This is a genomic window from Cupriavidus sp. CuC1, assembly GCF_044627735.1.
Taxonomy (GTDB): domain Bacteria; phylum Pseudomonadota; class Gammaproteobacteria; order Burkholderiales; family Burkholderiaceae; genus Cupriavidus; species Cupriavidus ulmosensis.
The window spans coordinates 1-16,037 of record NZ_JBIUHC010000088.1 but is presented as its reverse complement, the minus strand read 5'-3'; the positions used below and the strand labels follow the sequence as shown (position 1 = coordinate 16,037).

Sequence of the window (16,037 nt, the reverse complement as noted above, 5' to 3'; positions counted from 1 at the left end):
GTTGGCCGCGGTTGCCGGACGGGGCCGGGCGGTCCGGGGGCCTGGATGAATCGGATCGGCGGTGGCCGGCCAGGGCGTGGGCGCCTTGCGCTGCGCTGGCTCGGGTTACTTCGGGTTACGTCGGGTTGCTAACAGGGCTTTCGGGTTGTCGACGGAGCGCGACTTGCGCGTCGTTGTGCTGCGGACGTTACCTGCGTTGGCCTGCCCCTACTGGTAACGCTTGGCAGGGCGGTCTAGTTTACCTGTTATGCGTGTCGTAACCGTTTCAACGGTTGTTTCAGCGCTCGCGCGCGGCAAGGGGAAGCCAGATGGAAACGTGGCACATCGTGGTCAAGGGGCGGGTGCAGGGCGTGGGCTACCGCGTGGCGTGCGCGGGGCAGGCCGGGGCGCTGGGCATCAACGGCTGGGTGCGCAACCGGCGCGATGGTTCGGTCGAGGTGATGGCCTATGGGCCGCCGGATCGGCTGGAGGCCCTTTGCAACTGGATGCGGCGCGGGCCGCCGGACGCGCAGGTCAACGCCCTGGTGGCGCTGCCCGGCGCGGGTGAGTTCGAGGATTTCGACTGCCTGCCGACGGCCTGAAGGCAGGCAGGCGCGCCCGGCAGCGTGAACAGGCTGCGCGGCGGCTCAGGTGGCGCGCCAGTCCACCGGCGCGGCACCGTGCTCTTGCAGCCAGTCGTTGGCCAGCCGGAAGTGCCCGCAGCCGAGGAAGCCCCGGTGTGCCGACAGTGGTGACGGATGCGGCGCTTCCAGCACGCAATGCGTGCCGGCCAGCAAGGGTTTCTTGGCCTGCGCGTGGCTGCCCCACAGCAGGAAGACCAGGTGCGGGCGCGCGGCGGACAAGGCCTGGATCAGGCAATCGGTCACCGCTTCCCAGCCGCGCTTGGCGTGGCTGGCGGCTTGGCCCTGCTCCACCGTCAGCACGGTGTTGAGCAGCAGCACGCCTTGGCGTGCCCAGCCCTCCAGGTTGCCGGAGGCCGGGGCTGTTGCCCCGCCGTCGCCATATTCCGCGGCGATTTCCTTGAAGATGTTGCGCAGGCTGGGGGGCACGCGCACGCCATCCGGCACCGAGAAGGCCAGGCCATGCGCCTGCGGAATCTCGCTGCCGTTGACCACCCCGGTGCCGTGATACGGGTCCTGGCCAAGGATCACCACTTTGACGGTCTCGGGCGGCGTCAGGTGCAAGGCGTGGAACACGTCATGCGGAAAGACCGGCTTGCCGCTGGCGCGTTCGCCGTCGACGAAGGTGGCCAGTTCCTGCCAGCCGGCTGCGCTCATGCAGGGGGCCAGCAATGCGCGCCAGGCCGCTGGCAGCGCCGCGGCTTGCTCCGACAGGCTGGCGGCGGGCGCGGGCGCGGTTTCGGCTGCGGCAACGACCGGGGCTGCGAACAGGTCGGCCTGTGCGCTGTTGTGCTTGCTCATGCTGGAGGGATACCTGGTTCTTTAAGTAGGGGAGAGGCCGGCGGGCGCGCCAACTCAGGCTCGGCCGGCACCGCCGGCGAGCCGGTAGCCGCGCGCGGCTTTGCTCTGGTCGGACGGCTTGAGGGGCGCGACGTGCTGCAGGCGCAGCGCCAGCGCGCGCAGCGCGGCCTCGGCCCGTTCCTGCGTGGGAGCTTGTCCGGCGTCGCCGGGCAGCCATTCGAGCTCGAGTTCCTGAATCGTCTCTTGCGCTGCGGTGGCCGGTACTGAAATCGTCCCGACGTCGAGCGCGGCCTCGATGCTGACGCCATCCTGTTCGACCAGCCAGGTGCGCCGCGCGAAATCGGTGCGGAATACCGGCGCCAGGGTTGCGGCCAGCGGCGCCAGCAGGGCACGGGCCTCGGGCGGGAAGGCGTCGAGCTCGATGGCTTCGGCCGCCACCTTGGTTTCCCACTCGTGGCGGGCGGCCAGCCCGGCTTCGCTCTTGCCCGCGGTCTTCAACGTCTGCAGCCATTGCTCGCCACGGCGGCGCAGCCGCAGGGCGGCACGGGCGCCGGCCAGGTCGCGGGCCGGGGTGTCGAGGTAGACGTTGAGCAGCGTGTGCTCGCCGCACGCCTGCCCTTGTGCATCCAGCCAGGCCGCTAGCGCCGGCATGGCACCGTCGGGCACCGCCAGCTTGAGTTCGATTTCCTGGGCCATTTTTTCGTGCTCCCGCTCAGGCGAACAGGCGTGCCAGCTCGACACCCGGGTCGGGCGCGCGCATGAAGGCCTCGCCCACCAGGAAGGCGTGCACATTGGCGTCGCGCATGCGGTGTACGTCGTCCGGGCCGATGATGCCGGATTCAGTCACCACCAGGCGGTCGTCCGGGATGCGCGGCAGCAGGTCCAGCGTGTTGTCGAGCGAGACCTCGAATGTGCGCAGGTTGCGGTTGTTCACCCCCAGCAGCGGCGTTTTCAGGCGCAGCGCGGTGTCGAGCTCCTCGCTGCCGTGCACTTCCACCAGCACGTCCATGCCGAGCTCATGCGCGCAGGCTTCCAGCTCGGCCATCAGGCCCGGGTCCAGCGCGGACACGATCAGCAAGATGGCGTCGGCGCCCCAGCAGCGGGCTTCATAGACCTGGTACAGATCGATCATGAAGTCCTTGCGCAGCGCGGGCAGCGGGCAGGCGCCGCGGGCGCGCTTGAGGAAGTCGGCGTGGCCCTGGAAGAAGTTCACGTCGGTCAGGACGGACAGGCAGGCCGCGCCGTGCGTGGCGTAGCTCTCGGCGATGGCCTCCGGCACGAAATTCGCGCGCAGCACGCCCTTGGAGGGCGAGGCCTTCTTCACCTCGGCGATCACCCCGGCGTTGCCGGCGGCGATCTTCTCGCGCAGCGCGCGCGCGAAGCCGCGTGGCGCCAGGCCCGGCTCGGCGCGCAGGCTCTCGGCCTCGGCGCGCAAGCTGGGCAGGTCGCGCTTCTTGCGCGCCGCGTTCACTTCGTCGGCCTTTACGGCCAGGATTTTCTGCAGGATATCGGACATGCGGGGATTCTCTCGCTCGGCTTAATTTGCTAGACGGACCAGGCCGGCTTACTTGAACTGCTGCGTGGCGCGCACGAACTGGTCGAGCTTCTCGCGTGCCGCGCCGCTGGCGATGGCCTCGCGCGCGCGCTGGATGCCGTCCTCGATCGAGGTGGCCACATTGGCCGCGTACAGCGCGGTGCCGGCGTTGAGCGTGACGATCTCGCGCGGGGTGCCGGGCACATCGGTGAGCGCTTCCAGCAGCATTTCCTTGGACTCGGTGGCATCGGCCACCTTCAGGCCGCGGTTGGAGATCATCTGCAGGCCAAAGTCCTCGGGATGGACTTCGTACTCGCGCACTTCGCCGTCCTTGAGTTCACCCACCAGCGTGGCAGCGCCCAGCGAGACTTCGTCCATGCCGTCCTTGCCGTAGACGACCAGCGCGTGGCGCGCGCCCAGGCGCTGCATCACGCGTACCTGGATGCCAACCAGGTCGGGGTGGAACACGCCCATCAGGATATTGGGCGCATCGGCCGGGTTGGTCAGCGGGCCCAGGATATTGAAGATGGTGCGCACGCCCATTTCCTTGCGGATCGGTGCCACGTTCTTCATGGCCGGGTGGTGCGTGGGCGCGAACATGAAGCCGATGCCGGTCTGCTCGATGCAGTGGCCAACCTGTTCCGGCGTGAGCATGATGTTCACGCCCAGCGCTTCCAGCACGTCGGCGCTGCCCGACTTGGAGCTCACGCCGCGGTTGCCGTGCTTGGCGATGCGCGCGCCGGCAGCGGAGGCCACGAACATCGACGCGGTGGAAATATTGAACGTATGCGAGCCGTCACCGCCGGTGCCGACGATATCGACGAAGTTCTCGCGATCCTTGACGGGCACCTTGTTGGCGAACTCGCGCATCACCTGCGCCGCCGCCGAGATCTCGCCGATGGTTTCTTTCTTGACGCGCAGCCCGGTCAGGATGGCCGCGGCCATCACCGGCGACATCTGGCCCTGCATGATCTGCCGCATCAGGTGCAGCATCTCGTCATGGAAGATCTCGCGATGTTCGATGCAGCGGGTGAGGGCTTCCTGGGGCGTGATGGACATGGCGGTCTCGGTCTCGGTCTTGGCGTTGGTTTGGGCAGCGCCTGGCGCGGGCGCGTAGGGCGTATCGAGCAGTCTCATCGGGGCGCCTTGATGAAGTTGGCCAGCAGCGCATGGCCATGCTCGGACAGGATGGACTCGGGGTGGAACTGCACCCCTTCAATGGCGAGCGTCTTGTGGCGCACGCCCATGATCTCGCCATCCGGTGTCCAGGCCGTCACTTCCAGGCAATCCGGCAAGGTTTCGCGCTCGATCGCCAGGGAATGATAGCGCGTCACGTCGAAGTGCTTGGGCAGGCCGGCGAACACGCCTTCCTGCGTGGTCTCGATGCGGCTGACCTTGCCGTGCATGACCTGCTTGGCGCGGATCACCTTGCCGCCGAAGGCTTCGCCGATGGCCTGGTGGCCCAGGCACACGCCCAGCATCGGGATGCGGCCGGCAAAGTGCTGCAGCACCGCCACCGAGATGCCGGCTTCCTTGGGACTGCACGGGCCGGGCGAGACGCAGATATGGTCGGGCTTGAGCGCCTCGATCTCTTCCAGCGTGATTTCGTCGTTGCGATAGGTGCGCACGTCGGCGCCGAGTTCGCCGAAGTATTGGACGATGTTGTAGGTAAACGAATCGTAGTTGTCGATCATCAGCAGCATGGCGGTTCCCCTGTTCCCTTTACCTTAGATATCCGAGTCCAGGCCGTCCTGGACCTGCTCGGCGGCGCGGATCACGGCGCGCGCCTTGGCTTCGGTTTCCCTCCATTCGGCTTCGGGGTCCGAGTCGGCAACGATGCCGGCAGCGGCCTGCACATAGAGATTGCCGTCCTTGACGATGCCGGTGCGGATCGCAATGGCCAGGTCCATCTCGCCGCCGAAGGACAGGTAGCCCACCGCGCCGCCGTAGATGCCACGCTTGCGCGGCTCCAGCTCGTCGATAATCTCCATCGCATGCACCTTGGGCGCGCCCGACAGCGTGCCGGCCGGGAAGGTGGCGCGCAGCACGTCCAGGTTGCTCATGCCGGGCTTGAGCGTGCCTTCCACGGAGCTGACAATGTGCTGCACGTGGGAGTATTTCTCGATCACCATCTGGTCGGTGACCTTGACCGAGCCGATCTCGGCAATGCGTCCGATGTCATTGCGCGCCAGGTCGATCAGCATCACGTGCTCGGCGATTTCCTTGGGGTCGTTGAGCAGTTCGGTGGCCAGCTGCGCGTCCTTCTCCGGTGTGTTGCCGCGCGGGCGGGTGCCGGCCAGCGGGCGGATGGTGACGATGTGATCCTCGCGCTGGTCGCCGTTGCTGCCGACGCGGCGGGTTTCCTGGCGCACCAGGATCTCGGGCGAGGCGCCCACGATCTGGAAGTCGCCGAAGTTGTAGAAGTACATGTACGGCGACGGGTTCAGCGAGCGCAGCGCGCGGTACAGCGTCAGCGGCGAGTCGCGGTACGGCTTGACCAGGCGCTGGCCGATCTGCACCTGCATCATGTCGCCGGCCATGATGTATTCCTTGGCCTTATGCACGGCCGCAAGGTAGTCGGCCTTGTCGAACTCGCGGTAGACGTCGGTCTGCACCGAGGGGCTGGTGATGGGCACATCCACCGGCTGGCGCAGCTTCATGCGCAGCTCGCGCAGGCGCTGGCGGGCGCGGGCGTAGGCTTCCGGGGTGGTCGGGTCGGCGTAGACGATCAGGTAGAGTTTGCCGGACAGGTTGTCGATCACCGCCAGCTCTTCGCACAGCAGCAGCTGGATGTCGGGCAGGTTCAGGTCGTCCGGCTTTTGCGTGTTGGCGAGCTTTTTCTCGATATAACGCACCGCGTCGTAGCCGAAGTAGCCGGCCAGGCCGCCGCAGAAGCGCGGCAGGCCGGGGCGCAGCGCCACCTTGAAGCGCTTTTCGAAGTCGGCGATGAAGTCGAGCGGGTTGCCTTCATGGGTTTCCACCACGCGGCCATCGGTGACCACCTCCGTGCGCATGCCGCAGGCGCGCAGCAGGGTGCGGGCATGCAGGCCAATGAAGGAGTAGCGGCCGAAGCGCTCGCCACCCACAACGGATTCCAGCAAGAAGGTGTTGACCCCGCGCGTTTGCGATTGCGCCAGCTTCAGGTACAGCGACAGCGGCGTTTCCAGGTCGGCGAAGGCTTCGGTGATCAGGGGGATACGGTTGTAGCCCTGCTCGGCCAGCGATTTGAATTCCAGTTCGGTCATGTCGATCCTCGTGTGCAGCGGCGCCAGTCGTTTCAGTATGGCGCACGTCGCGATGTCGGCAACTTGGGGCTGGAAGGTCGTCAGACCCGCCCCGGAGAGACCATGGCGCGGACGAGTGTCCACGCACGGCCGGGGTGGGCGTGCAGCGCGTTCGGATGACACCGGCGCAAGGGCTGGGATGTCGGGCGGCTGGAAAATCAGTGAAGGTCCGGCAACCTGCCGGTCTGGCCGGCCCCATCCTGGTACGGATGCATCGCGGGGATGCGGGAAGGGGGCGGTCAGGAGACTCGCGAACGCACTTTACGCCTGTTGGGAGGCGCGCCAGCGACGCCAGGGCCAGGCCTGCCGATCACTGCCAGAAGAGATGCGTTTGCGGTTCAGAAACATGAAATCGTGTTCAGCGATTTATGGTTTGGATGTTTGGTGGTGCTTGTACTTCTGCTTGTACTTCTTTTGCTTGTTTGGCGGCCGTGGCCGCCAGGGTCATGCCCGGTGTGCCGCAAACAGCTCGGCAACGCGAACAATGGAATCGACTATACCATCGGCGTCGACGCCTTGTACAGGATTGCCGTGGTTGTAGCCATAGGGCACAAGCAGCACTCCCATGCCGGCCGCACGGGCCGCTTGCGCATCGTTTTCCGAGTCGCCGATCGCGGCCATTTCAGCCGGCTCCAGCCGGAACGCCTCGGCCACCTTGAGCAGCGGCAGGGGATCCGGCTTGCGCAGGGCGAAGGCGTCGCCGCCGTAGACCAGCTCGAAGAACCGGCCAAGGCCGGTCTTGGCCAGCAGGGGTTCGGTGAAGTTGTATGGCTTGTTGGTCACACAGGCCAGCCGTATGCCGGCTGCCTTCAGCGCCGCCAGCCCCTCGGCGACACCAGCGTAGACCTGCGAGAACTGGCCGTTGATGCGCAGGTATTCGCGGTCGTACAGGGCCAGCGCATCGGCAAACATGCCATTGGCGTGGGCGGGGGAGAAGCGCGCATCCAGCACCCGCCGGATCAGGTTTTCCGAGCCCTTGCCGACAAAGCTGACGATCTCCTCCTTGCTCATCGGCGCGGCGTTGCCAAGCTGCCGGTGCAGGTGGACCAGCGCCTTGAGCATGGCGTTGACCGCCGCATGGAAGTCGCCGGCGGTGTCCACCATGGTGCCATCCAGGTCCACGATGACGCCGCGGATGCCGCGCCAGTCGGTGCGCTTAAGCTGGGTTACGCTCATTGGCCGACCTTGGCCAGCTCGCTGCGCATGGAAGACAGCACGCCCTTGTAGCCGCCGTCCGCGTCCGGCTTGCTGAACACGGCGGAACCGGCGACAAAGGTGTCGGCCCCGGCTGCGGCGATTTCGGCGATGTTATCGATCTTCACGCCGCCGTCCACTTCCAGCAGGATGCGGCGTCCGGTGCGCTCGGCGTACGCGTCGATGCGCTTGCGGGCAGCGCGCAGCTTGTTGAGCGTCTCGGGGATGAACGACTGGCCGCCGAAGCCGGGGTTGACCGACATCAGCAGGATCACGTCGATCCGGTCCATCACGTGGTCCAGGTGGTGCAGCGGCGTGGCCGGGTTGAATACCAGGCCGGCCTGGCAGCCGTGTTCGCGGATGAGCGCCAGCGAGCGGTCGATATGCTCGCTCGCTTCCGGGTGGAAGGTGATGATATTGGCGCCAGCCTTGGCAAAGTCCGGGATGATGCGGTCTACCGGGCGCACCATCAGGTGCACGTCGATCGGGGCGGTCACGTGGGGGCGGATTGCCTCGCACACCAGCGGGCCCACGGTCAGGTTCGGCACGTAATGGTTGTCCATCACGTCGAAATGGATCCAGTCGGCGCCGTCCGCGGTCACGCGCCGCACTTCCTCGCCCAGGCGGGCAAAGTCGGCGGACAGGATGGACGGGGCGATGCGGTAGGTGGGCGTGCTCATGGCGGGGCTCGAAAGGGGGGAGTGCTTCAAGGGGAAGCCGGTATTTTACCCTCCCCGCGCGGGGCGCCGCTGCCATCGGGCAGGCAGCTTGCGGCGGCTTAGCTTGCCGCCCCCCGAGCCTTGCCGCACAATGCGGCTACCCTGATCCCGCCCCTTATGTGTCGACTATGAGCGAATACGCGTTTTCCGTGGCCGTACGTACACAGTACCTGGCCGACCAGTCCGACCCTGAGCGCGGGCGCCATGCCTTCGCCTACACCATCACGATCCACAATACCGGCGAGGTGGCTGCGCAGCTGATCTCCCGCCACTGGGTCATCACCGATAGCGACAACGGCACCCAGGAAGTGGCTGGCCTTGGCGTGGTCGGGCACCAGCCCCTGCTCAAGCCCGGCGAGCATTTCGAGTACACCAGCTGGGCCACCATCTCGACCCCGGTGGGTTCGATGAAGGGGGAGTATTTCTGCGTGGCCGAGGATGGCCATCGCTTCGAGGTGCCGATTCCCGAGTTTGCGCTGGTCCTGCCGCGCATGTTGCACTGAGAGAAGCCGGCGGAACCTATTGGCCCGGTGCGCTGTCCTGATCCTGTCGGGTACGCGCCGAGCCCTGTTCCGCATGTCCCGCACGCGACGGATGATCGTCCGGCGCGCGGCTGGGGCGCGGGTTCTTCTTGGCCGTGCCCATGGTCCAGACCACGATGAAGATCAGCAGGAAGAGCGCCAGTCCGGCCTCGAGGGCGAACAGCAGCATGGGATGGGCTTCAAAGAACTTGCTCATGACAGGGCTACGTGGAGGCGACGGTGGGCATTGTAGGCCATCGGCAGATGCGTCCGGCCGCGATACGCTGAGTTTTCACCCAATCAAGATGGCACACCTGCATTCCTTTTTCCGCTTTCCTGTTTTCTCTTCCCGGGCCCCGCTGCGCGGCTCGCCAGGCGCCGGGCGCCGCCTTGGCTGGCTCGGGCTTGCCGCTGCGGCCACGCTGCTGGCCGGCTGCATGAGCGGCCCGCCGCCGCGCATCGAGGGCCCGGGCACCCGTCCCGTGACGCCACCGACCGGTTCCACCCAGAAGGGCGTGCTGCAAGCCGCCAACTGGGCCGAGATCGGCGGCTGGAGCCAGGACGACGTGCGCGCCGCCTGGCCGGCGCTGCAGGCCAGCTGCCAGGCCCTGAAGAAGCGCGCCGAGTGGAACCGCGTCTGCGCGCTCGGCCTGATGGTCGACGCCGGCGACCTGGACGCCATGCGCTCGTACTTCGAGTCCAACTTCCAGCCCTTTCGCGTCATCAACGGCGACGGCACCGACAACGGGCTGATCACCGGCTACTACGAGCCGATCCTGCACGGCGCGCGCCAGCGCCAGGGCCAGTACCAGGTGCCGCTGTACCGCAAGCCGGCCCAGTGGGGCAACCGGCCGCTGCCGGCGCGTGGTGAGCTGCTGCAGAACCCGGCCCTGCGCGGCCAGGAGCTGGTCTGGGTGGATGATCCGGTGGAAGCCGCGTTCCTGCAGATCCAGGGCTCCGGCCGGATCCGCCTGCAGGACGGCAGCGTCATGCGGGTAGGTTTCGGCGGCACCAACGACCAGCCGTTCCGCTCCTTCGGCAAGTGGCTGCTCGACCGCGGCGAGATCACGCCGGCGCAGGCCACCATGCAGGGCATCAAGGCCTGGGCGCGGGCCAACCCGGGGCGCGTTGATGAAATGCTCAACGTGAACCCGCGCTTCGTGTTCTTCCGCGAACTGCCGCCTAATAACGATGGCCCGGTCGGGGCGCTGGGCGTGCCGCTGACTGCCGAGCGCTCCATCGCGGTCGATCCCGCCACCATCCCGCTGGGCGTGCCGGTTTTCCTCTCCACCACGCGGCCGCTGTCGTCCGAGCCCATCCAGCGCCTGATGTTCGCGCAGGATACGGGCTCCGCCATCAAGGGCGGGGTGCGCGCTGACTTCTTCTGGGGGGCTGGCGACGCTGCCGGCGAAACCGCCGGGCGGATGAAGCAGGGCGGGCGGATGTGGGTGCTGATGCCGCGCAGCTAAGGCATGAAAGCAAGAGAGCCGGCCAATCCTGGCCGGCTCCTGCACTTTCTTGCACTTACCTCTCTATCTTCAGCGCGGGCGCTGGTCGACGATGCGCCGCGCCTTGCCCACCGAGCGCTCCACGCCGCCGGTAGGCAGGATCTCGATGCCAACGGTGACGCCGATAAAGGCTTTGATGTCGTAGGTCAGTTGCGCGCTGGCCTGCTGCGTGGCCGCCGGGTCGACGCCATGCGCGCATTCCACGCGCACGGTCAGCACGTCGAGATGGCCATCCTTGGTCAGCACGCACTGGTAGTGCGGCGCTAGTTCCGCGTGCTTGAGGATCAGCTCCTCGATCTGCGAGGGGAACACGTTGACGCCGCGGATGATCATCATGTCGTCGGAGCGGCCGGTCACCTTCTCCATGCGGCGGAACGCGCCGCGAGCGCTGCCAGGCAGCAGCCGCGTGAGATCGCGGGTCCGGTAACGGACGATCGGCAGGGCTTCCTTGGACAGCGACGTAAAGACCAGCTCGCCGAATTCGCCGTCGGGCAGCACCGCGCCGGTGACGGGATCGACCACCTCCGGGTAGAAATGATCCTCCCAGATGGTCGGGCCATCCTTGGTCTCGGCGCACTCGCTGGCCACGCCCGGCCCCATCACTTCCGATAGCCCATAGATATCCACCGCCGAGATGCCCATGCGCTTCTCGATGGCCAGGCGCATCTCGGGCGTCCAGGGCTCCGCGCCGAAGATGCCGACCTTGAGCGAGCTGGAGGTCGGGTCGATGCCCTGGCGCTCGAACTCGTCGGCGATGGCCAGCATGTAGCTCGGCGTGACCATGATCACTTCCGGCTTGAAATCCTGGATCAACTGCACCTGCCGCTCGGTCTGGCCGCCACCGAACGGGATCGCGGTGAGCCCCGCCTTTTCCACGCCGTAGTGCGCGCCCAGTCCGCCGGTAAACAGTCCGTAGCCGTAGCTGATATGCACCTTGTCGCCGCGCCGTGCGCCGGCGGCGCGGATCGAGCGCGCCACCACCGTGGCCCAGGTGTCGATGTCCTTCAAGGTGTATCCCACCACCGTGGGCTTGCCGGTCGTGCCCGACGAGGCATGGATGCGCGCCACGCGGTCCTGCGGCACGGCGAACATCCCGAACGGGTAGCTATCGCGCAGGTCCTGCTTGGTGGTGAACGGAAAGCGGGCGAGGTCGGCCAGGGTCCGGATCTGGTCCGGGTGGACGCCGGCAGCATCGAACTTGCGGCGGTAGACCGGCGAGTTCTGATAGGCGTGGTTGAGCGACCATTTCAGGCGTTCCAGCTGCAAGGCCTGCAAGGCTTCGCGGCTGGCGGTCTCGATCGGCTCGAGCGGCAGATCTGTCAGGCGCGTCATGGTGTCTCCTGCGCGGGGGCTTATGTTTGCGTGGTGGAATCCGGGCCCGGCATCACGCCGCCGCGCCCGGCGGCGGGACGACATGCCCTTTGATCTGCGCGGACTTGCCGCGGAACATCGCCACCGGCTCGCCGGCGCGGTTGGTCACCCGGATATCGTAGATGCCATGCCGGCCCGACCGGACCTGCTCCGTGGCTTCTGCCGTCAGCACGTCGCCGCCCTGCACGGGTTTGAGGAACTCGATGCTGCAACCCGCCGCCACCGTGTTGATATTGTGGCTGTTGCAGGCGAAGGCAAAGGTCGAATCGGCCAGCGTGAACATCAGTCCGCCGTGGCAGATGCCGTGGCCGTTGAGGAATTCCTGCCGCACCGGCATGGACAAGCGCGCATAGCCGGGCCGCACGGCCTCGACGGTGATGCCCAGCCAGCGGCTGCAGGCATCGGCCTCGTACATGCTGGCAGCGGCCGCTTCGGCGAGGGCCTGGGGATTGTGGGTCAAGCTGGTCTCCTGTTCGGGCTGTTGGCTGCGGTGCGTACAGGCGATCCTAGCGCCCCGTGAAACGTGGCGCGCGTTTTTCCAGGAAAGCGTTGACGCCCTCGGCATAGTCCAGCGAGGCGCCCAACTGGCGCTGCAGGTCGCGCTCCAGGTCGAGCTGGGTATCGAGGCCCTGGCTTGCGCCGGCGTACATCGCCTGCTTGATCGCGGCCAGGGCGCGCGTTGGCTGCGCCGCCAGGTGCGTGGCCAGGGCCAGCGCCTGCTCGGGCAGCAGGGGGTCGTCCATCGCCTCCCAGATCAGCCCCCATTTTTCGGCCTCGTCGGCGCTGAGCTTGTCGCCCGTCATGGCCAGTCCCATGGCGCGGGCCATGCCGATGCGCTTGGGCAACAGCCAGGTGCCGCCGGAATCCGGGACCAGCCCAATCTTGACGAAGGCCTGGATGAAGCTGGCCGAGCGTGCCGCCAACACTATGTCGCAGGCCAGCGCCAGGTTGGCGCCGGCGCCGGCCGCGGTGCCGTTGACGGCGGCAATCACCGGCAGCGGCAACTTTTGCAGGCGCCGGACCAGCCGGTTGAACCATACATCGATCAACTCGCCCAGGTCGGTCATGGCGCCGGGCGTGAAATCCAGGTCGGCCAGGTCCTGTCCTGCGCAGAAACCGCGCCCGGCACCCGTCAGCAGCAGGGCGCGGGCGCCGCCGGCCTCCACATGGTCTAGTGCCTGCTGCAGCACGGCATGCATGTCGCGAGTAAAGCTATTGAGCTTGTCGGGGCGATTCAGCGTGATGACGGCGACCTGGCCGTGCCAGGCGAGCAGTATCGGGCCGGAAGTCAGGCTGGCCTGCGGGGGCGTATCTGGCATCTTCGTCTCCTGCCGTGTCTGTTAGGGGCAATGTCTGGCGGCACCCGGTCACTCTCTTATATATAGCTATGCATATAGCCATGCAGGAGAATTCGGATCGCCGCTTAAATTAACCGACCAGTCGGTCGGCGAATGGTAGCACTAATTTCCGCGCGCGAGTATCGTCTCGCTGGTAACGAATCGATCCACTTTGTACTTCCCCACTTCCTATTCCAAGAGGAGAACACATGCCGTATGAGAACATTCTGGTGGAGACGCGCGGGCGCGTTGGCCTGGTGACGCTGAACCGCCCCAAGGCCCTGAACGCGCTCAACGACGCGCTGATGGATGAGCTGGGCGCGGCGTTGCTCGCTTTCGACGCCGACGAGGCCATCGGCAGCATCGTGATCACCGGCAGCGAGCGTGCCTTTGCCGCAGGCGCCGATATCGGCATGATGGCGAAGTACACCTATATGGATGTGTACAAGGGCGATTACATCACCCGGAACTGGGAGGCGATCCGCCGCGTCCGCAAGCCGGTGATCGCGGCGGTGGCCGGCTACGCGCTTGGCGGCGGCTGCGAGCTGGCGATGATGTGCGACATCATCATCGCTGCCGATACCGCCCGCTTCGGCCAGCCCGAGGTCAAGCTGGGCACCATGCCGGGCGCTGGCGGCACCCAGCGCCTGCCGCGCGCGGTCTCCAAGGCCAAGGCCATGGACCTGTGCCTGACTTCCCGCATGATGGACGCGGCGGAAGCCGAGCGCGCCGGCCTGGTGTCGCGTGTGGTTGCAGCCGACAAGCTGCTCGACGATGCGTTGGCCGCCGCCGAGACCATCGCCGGGTTCTCCCTGCCGGTGGTCATGATGATCAAGGAGTCGATCAACACCGCTTACGAGACCAGCCTTTCCGAAGGCGTGCACCTGGAACGCCGCTTGTTCCACTCGACCTTCGCGACGGAGGACCAGAAGGAAGGCATGGCCGCATTTGTGGAGAAGAGAGCGCCCGGGTTCAAGCATCGCTAAAACTTGATAGGCAAATACCCGAGTAAGTTCATCGGGTATTCATCTTTTGATGCGGGGTAAGAAAGCCGCATTTACTTTATAGATCAATGGGTTGTCCCTGGCCCCTCGGAGGGCCTCGCATACTCATGTGACAAAACGATTGCCAAGGTCGGGTGGGGCGCTTATTATTCGCCCCCTCGCAACACAAAAGACCGCTGCAAAGCAGACGGGACAAGGGTTGCGGGGTTGGCAGGGGTGGTTGGCGGAGCGGGTTCAGACGCCGGCTGCAGCAAAGAAAGTTTGCGAAACCTGTTGACGAAACGATGATCACGCTTCATAATCTCGTTTCTCTGCTGCAGACAAAAGCAGCGACGCGGCAAGCAAAGCGAGCCGCGGCCAGTTCTTTAACAAACAAACAACCGATAAGTGTGGGCGCTTGATAGCGGATGCGGAAGACTTCGGTCTTTTAGCTTACAAGTTATAAAGTGCTCGCACAGTAAAACATGTTGGTTATGTCTTCGGACGTAACCAGTCAGTTTTCTGAGAGTGAGCGACCGCTCGAAAGAGCGAGATCCGTCGGGAAACCGAAGGGTCACACAGGTATTAAACTGAAGAGTTTGATCCTGGCTCAGATTGAACGCTGGCGGCATGCCTTACACATGCAAGTCGAACGGCAGCACGGGAGCAATCCTGGTGGCGAGTGGCGAACGGGTGAGTAATACATCGGAACGTGCCCTGTCGTGGGGGATAACTAGTCGAAAGATTAGCTAATACCGCATACGACCTGAGGGTGAAAGCGGGGGACCGCAAGGCCTCGCGCGATAGGAGCGGCCGATGTCTGATTAGCTAGTTGGTGGGGTAAAGGCCCACCAAGGCGACGATCAGTAGCTGGTCTGAGAGGACGATCAGCCACACTGGGACTGAGACACGGCCCAGACTCCTACGGGAGGCAGCAGTGGGGAATTTTGGACAATGGGGGCAACCCTGATCCAGCAATGCCGCGTGTGTGAAGAAGGCCTTCGGGTTGTAAAGCACTTTTGTCCGGAAAGAAATCCCTTGCCCTAATACGGCGGGGGGATGACGGTACCGGAAGAATAAGCACCGGCTAACTACGTGCCAGCAGCCGCGGTAATACGTAGGGTGCGAGCGTTAATCGGAATTACTGGGCGTAAAGCGTGCGCAGGCGGTTTTGTAAGACAGGCGTGAAATCCCCGAGCTCAACTTGGGAATGGCGCTTGTGACTGCAAGGCTAGAGTATGTCAGAGGGGGGTAGAATTCCACGTGTAGCAGTGAAATGCGTAGAGATGTGGAGGAATACCGATGGCGAAGGCAGCCCCCTGGGACGTCACTGACGCTCATGCACGAAAGCGTGGGGAGCAAACAGGATTAGATACCCTGGTAGTCCACGCCCTAAACGATGTCAACTAGTTGTTGGGGATTCATTTCTTCAGTAACGTAGCTAACGCGTGAAGTTGACCGCCTGGGGAGTACGGTCGCAAGATTAAAACTCAAAGGAATTGACGGGGACCCGCACAAGCGGTGGATGATGTGGATTAATTCGATGCAACGCGAAAAACCTTACCTACCCTTGACATGCCACTAACGAAGCAGAGATGCATCAGGTGCCCGAAAGGGAAAGTGGACACAGGTGCTGCATGGCTGTCGTCAGCTCGTGTCGTGAGATGTTGGGTTAAGTCCCGCAACGAGCGCAACCCTTGTCTTTAGTTGCTACGCAAGAGCACTCTAGAGAGACTGCCGGTGACAAACCGGAGGAAGGTGGGGATGACGTCAAGTCCTCATGGCCCTTATGGGTAGGGCTTCACACGTCATACAATGGTGCGTACAGAGGGTTGCCAACCCGCGAGGGGGAGCCAATCCCAGAAAACGCATCGTAGTCCGGATCGTAGTCTGCAACTCGACTACGTGAAGCTGGAATCGCTAGTAATCGCGGATCAGCATGCCGCGGTGAATACGTTCCCGGGTCTTGTACACACCGCCCGTCACACCATGGGAGTGGGTTTTGCCAGAAGTAGTTAGCCTAACCGCAAGGAGGGCGATTACCACGGCAGGGTTCATGACTGGGGTGAAGTCGTAACAAGGTAGCCGTATCGGAAGGTGCGGCTGGATCACCTCCTTTCAAGAGCGTGCATCCAACGTCGAGCGTTCACACTTATCGGTTTGTT

The 16,037-nt window shown here is 65.0% G+C and carries 16 protein-coding genes and 1 rRNA gene; 5 read left to right on the top strand and 12 right to left on the bottom strand.

All coding sequences use genetic code 11. The annotated features are described in order from the left end of the window. Positions 1–308 precede the first annotated feature (308 nt). Positions 309–581 carry an acylphosphatase gene (locus ACGLHR_RS31200; protein WP_150985647.1) on the top strand — a complete coding sequence of 91 codons (273 nt, stop codon included), beginning with the start codon at positions 309–311 and terminating at the stop codon, positions 579–581. A 45-nt stretch (positions 582–626) separates the two neighbouring features. Here ACGLHR_RS31200 and ACGLHR_RS31195 read toward each other — a convergent pair whose 3' ends face one another. The 8 genes from ACGLHR_RS31195 to rpe form a co-directional block, all read right to left on the bottom strand. After that, positions 627–1,421 carry a uracil-DNA glycosylase gene (locus tag ACGLHR_RS31195; RefSeq protein ID WP_400098518.1) on the bottom strand — a complete coding sequence of 265 codons (795 nt, stop codon included), beginning with the start codon at positions 1,419–1,421 and terminating at the stop codon, positions 627–629. 54 nt (positions 1,422–1,475) lie between these two features. Continuing rightward, positions 1,476–2,117 (bottom strand): inorganic triphosphatase, encoded by a 642-nt coding sequence (locus ACGLHR_RS31190; RefSeq protein ID WP_400098516.1) that lies wholly within the window; start codon positions 2,115–2,117, stop codon positions 1,476–1,478. A gap of 16 nt (positions 2,118–2,133) precedes the next feature. After that, positions 2,134–2,937 carry an indole-3-glycerol phosphate synthase TrpC gene (trpC, locus tag ACGLHR_RS31185; RefSeq protein ID WP_400098514.1) on the bottom strand — a complete coding sequence of 268 codons (804 nt, stop codon included), beginning with the start codon at positions 2,935–2,937 and terminating at the stop codon, positions 2,134–2,136. Between the two features lie 48 nt (positions 2,938–2,985). Further along, positions 2,986–4,014 carry an anthranilate phosphoribosyltransferase gene (gene trpD, locus ACGLHR_RS31180; RefSeq protein WP_267606563.1) on the bottom strand — a complete coding sequence of 343 codons (1,029 nt, stop codon included), beginning with the start codon at positions 4,012–4,014 and terminating at the stop codon, positions 2,986–2,988. Between the two features lie 74 nt (positions 4,015–4,088). Beyond that, positions 4,089–4,658, bottom strand: coding sequence for an aminodeoxychorismate/anthranilate synthase component II (locus ACGLHR_RS31175; RefSeq protein WP_267605151.1), 570 nt, complete (start codon positions 4,656–4,658; stop codon positions 4,089–4,091). Between the two features lie 24 nt (positions 4,659–4,682). Next, entirely contained in the window at positions 4,683–6,200 is a 1,518-nt protein-coding gene (gene trpE, locus ACGLHR_RS31170; RefSeq protein WP_400098512.1) for an anthranilate synthase component I, read from the bottom strand. A 483-nt stretch (positions 6,201–6,683) separates the two neighbouring features. Further along, on the bottom strand, positions 6,684–7,415 hold the full coding sequence (gene gph / locus ACGLHR_RS31165; RefSeq protein ID WP_400098510.1) for a phosphoglycolate phosphatase: 732 nt from the start codon (positions 7,413–7,415) through the stop codon (positions 6,684–6,686). Then, positions 7,412–8,113, bottom strand: coding sequence for a ribulose-phosphate 3-epimerase (gene rpe / locus ACGLHR_RS31160; RefSeq protein ID WP_400098508.1), 702 nt, complete (start codon positions 8,111–8,113; stop codon positions 7,412–7,414). The genes gph and rpe overlap by 4 nt, the downstream gene beginning before the upstream one ends. 167 nt (positions 8,114–8,280) lie before the next feature. On the opposite strand from rpe, the gene apaG reads away from it, so the two are divergent. Further along, on the top strand, positions 8,281–8,655 hold the full coding sequence (gene apaG / locus ACGLHR_RS31155; RefSeq protein ID WP_006162582.1) for a Co2+/Mg2+ efflux protein ApaG: 375 nt from the start codon (positions 8,281–8,283) through the stop codon (positions 8,653–8,655). 16 nt (positions 8,656–8,671) lie between these two features. On the opposite strand, the gene ACGLHR_RS31150 is transcribed toward apaG, so the two are convergent. After that, on the bottom strand, positions 8,672–8,890 hold the full coding sequence (locus ACGLHR_RS31150) for a hypothetical protein (protein WP_400098506.1): 219 nt from the start codon (positions 8,888–8,890) through the stop codon (positions 8,672–8,674). A gap of 88 nt (positions 8,891–8,978) precedes the next feature. Between ACGLHR_RS31150 and ACGLHR_RS31145 the strand changes: the two genes are divergently transcribed. Beyond that, positions 8,979–10,142: a murein transglycosylase A gene (locus ACGLHR_RS31145; protein WP_400098504.1), complete on the top strand. Its 1,164-nt coding sequence runs from the start codon at positions 8,979–8,981 to the stop codon at positions 10,140–10,142. Positions 10,143–10,211: 69 nt separating this feature from the next. Here ACGLHR_RS31145 and paaK read toward each other — a convergent pair whose 3' ends face one another. From paaK to paaG, 3 genes are read right to left on the bottom strand one after another with little or no spacing between them, the layout of a single operon-like run. Beyond that, positions 10,212–11,513: a phenylacetate--CoA ligase PaaK gene (paaK, locus tag ACGLHR_RS31140; protein WP_267605154.1), complete on the bottom strand. Its 1,302-nt coding sequence runs from the start codon at positions 11,511–11,513 to the stop codon at positions 10,212–10,214. Between the two features lie 52 nt (positions 11,514–11,565). Next, on the bottom strand, positions 11,566–12,012 hold the full coding sequence (gene paaI, locus ACGLHR_RS31135) for a hydroxyphenylacetyl-CoA thioesterase PaaI (RefSeq protein ID WP_400098502.1): 447 nt from the start codon (positions 12,010–12,012) through the stop codon (positions 11,566–11,568). Positions 12,013–12,058: 46 nt separating this feature from the next. Further along, on the bottom strand, positions 12,059–12,871 hold the full coding sequence (gene paaG, locus ACGLHR_RS31130; protein WP_400098500.1) for a 2-(1,2-epoxy-1,2-dihydrophenyl)acetyl-CoA isomerase PaaG: 813 nt from the start codon (positions 12,869–12,871) through the stop codon (positions 12,059–12,061). A gap of 227 nt (positions 12,872–13,098) precedes the next feature. Here paaG and ACGLHR_RS31125 point away from each other — a divergent pair, with 227 nt between their 5' ends. Both ACGLHR_RS31125 and ACGLHR_RS31120 read left to right on the top strand, forming a co-directional pair. Next, positions 13,099–13,875 carry an enoyl-CoA hydratase gene (locus ACGLHR_RS31125; protein ID WP_267605156.1) on the top strand — a complete coding sequence of 259 codons (777 nt, stop codon included), beginning with the start codon at positions 13,099–13,101 and terminating at the stop codon, positions 13,873–13,875. Between the two features lie 584 nt (positions 13,876–14,459). Then, positions 14,460–15,991: ribosomal RNA gene (locus ACGLHR_RS31120) — 16S ribosomal RNA — on the top strand. Positions 15,992–16,037: the final 46 nt, after the last annotated feature.

Bases quoted from the DNA above. Each gene is read 5' to 3' on its own strand.
- apaG (WP_006162582.1), top strand. From the start codon at position 8,281: ATGAGCGAATACGCGTTTTCCGTGGCCGTACGTACACAGTACCTGGCC.
- paaG (WP_400098500.1), bottom strand. From the start codon at position 12,871: ATGCCAGATACGCCCCCGCAGGCCAGCCTGACTTCCGGCCCGATACTG.
- gph (WP_400098510.1), bottom strand. From the start codon at position 7,415: ATGAGCGTAACCCAGCTTAAGCGCACCGACTGGCGCGGCATCCGCGGC.
- trpE (WP_400098512.1), bottom strand. From the start codon at position 6,200: ATGACCGAACTGGAATTCAAATCGCTGGCCGAGCAGGGCTACAACCGT.
- ACGLHR_RS31195 (WP_400098518.1), bottom strand. From the start codon at position 1,421: ATGAGCAAGCACAACAGCGCACAGGCCGACCTGTTCGCAGCCCCGGTC.
- ACGLHR_RS31190 (WP_400098516.1), bottom strand. From the start codon at position 2,117: ATGGCCCAGGAAATCGAACTCAAGCTGGCGGTGCCCGACGGTGCCATG.
- paaK (WP_267605154.1), bottom strand. From the start codon at position 11,513: ATGACGCGCCTGACAGATCTGCCGCTCGAGCCGATCGAGACCGCCAGC.
- ACGLHR_RS31200 (WP_150985647.1), top strand. From the start codon at position 309: ATGGAAACGTGGCACATCGTGGTCAAGGGGCGGGTGCAGGGCGTGGGC.
- trpD (WP_267606563.1), bottom strand. From the start codon at position 4,014: ATGTCCATCACGCCCCAGGAAGCCCTCACCCGCTGCATCGAACATCGC.
- ACGLHR_RS31125 (WP_267605156.1), top strand. From the start codon at position 13,099: ATGCCGTATGAGAACATTCTGGTGGAGACGCGCGGGCGCGTTGGCCTG.
- ACGLHR_RS31175 (WP_267605151.1), bottom strand. From the start codon at position 4,658: ATGCTGCTGATGATCGACAACTACGATTCGTTTACCTACAACATCGTC.
- ACGLHR_RS31145 (WP_400098504.1), top strand. From the start codon at position 8,979: ATGGCACACCTGCATTCCTTTTTCCGCTTTCCTGTTTTCTCTTCCCGG.
- trpC (WP_400098514.1), bottom strand. From the start codon at position 2,937: ATGTCCGATATCCTGCAGAAAATCCTGGCCGTAAAGGCCGACGAAGTG.
- ACGLHR_RS31150 (WP_400098506.1), bottom strand. From the start codon at position 8,890: ATGAGCAAGTTCTTTGAAGCCCATCCCATGCTGCTGTTCGCCCTCGAG.
- rpe (WP_400098508.1), bottom strand. From the start codon at position 8,113: ATGAGCACGCCCACCTACCGCATCGCCCCGTCCATCCTGTCCGCCGAC.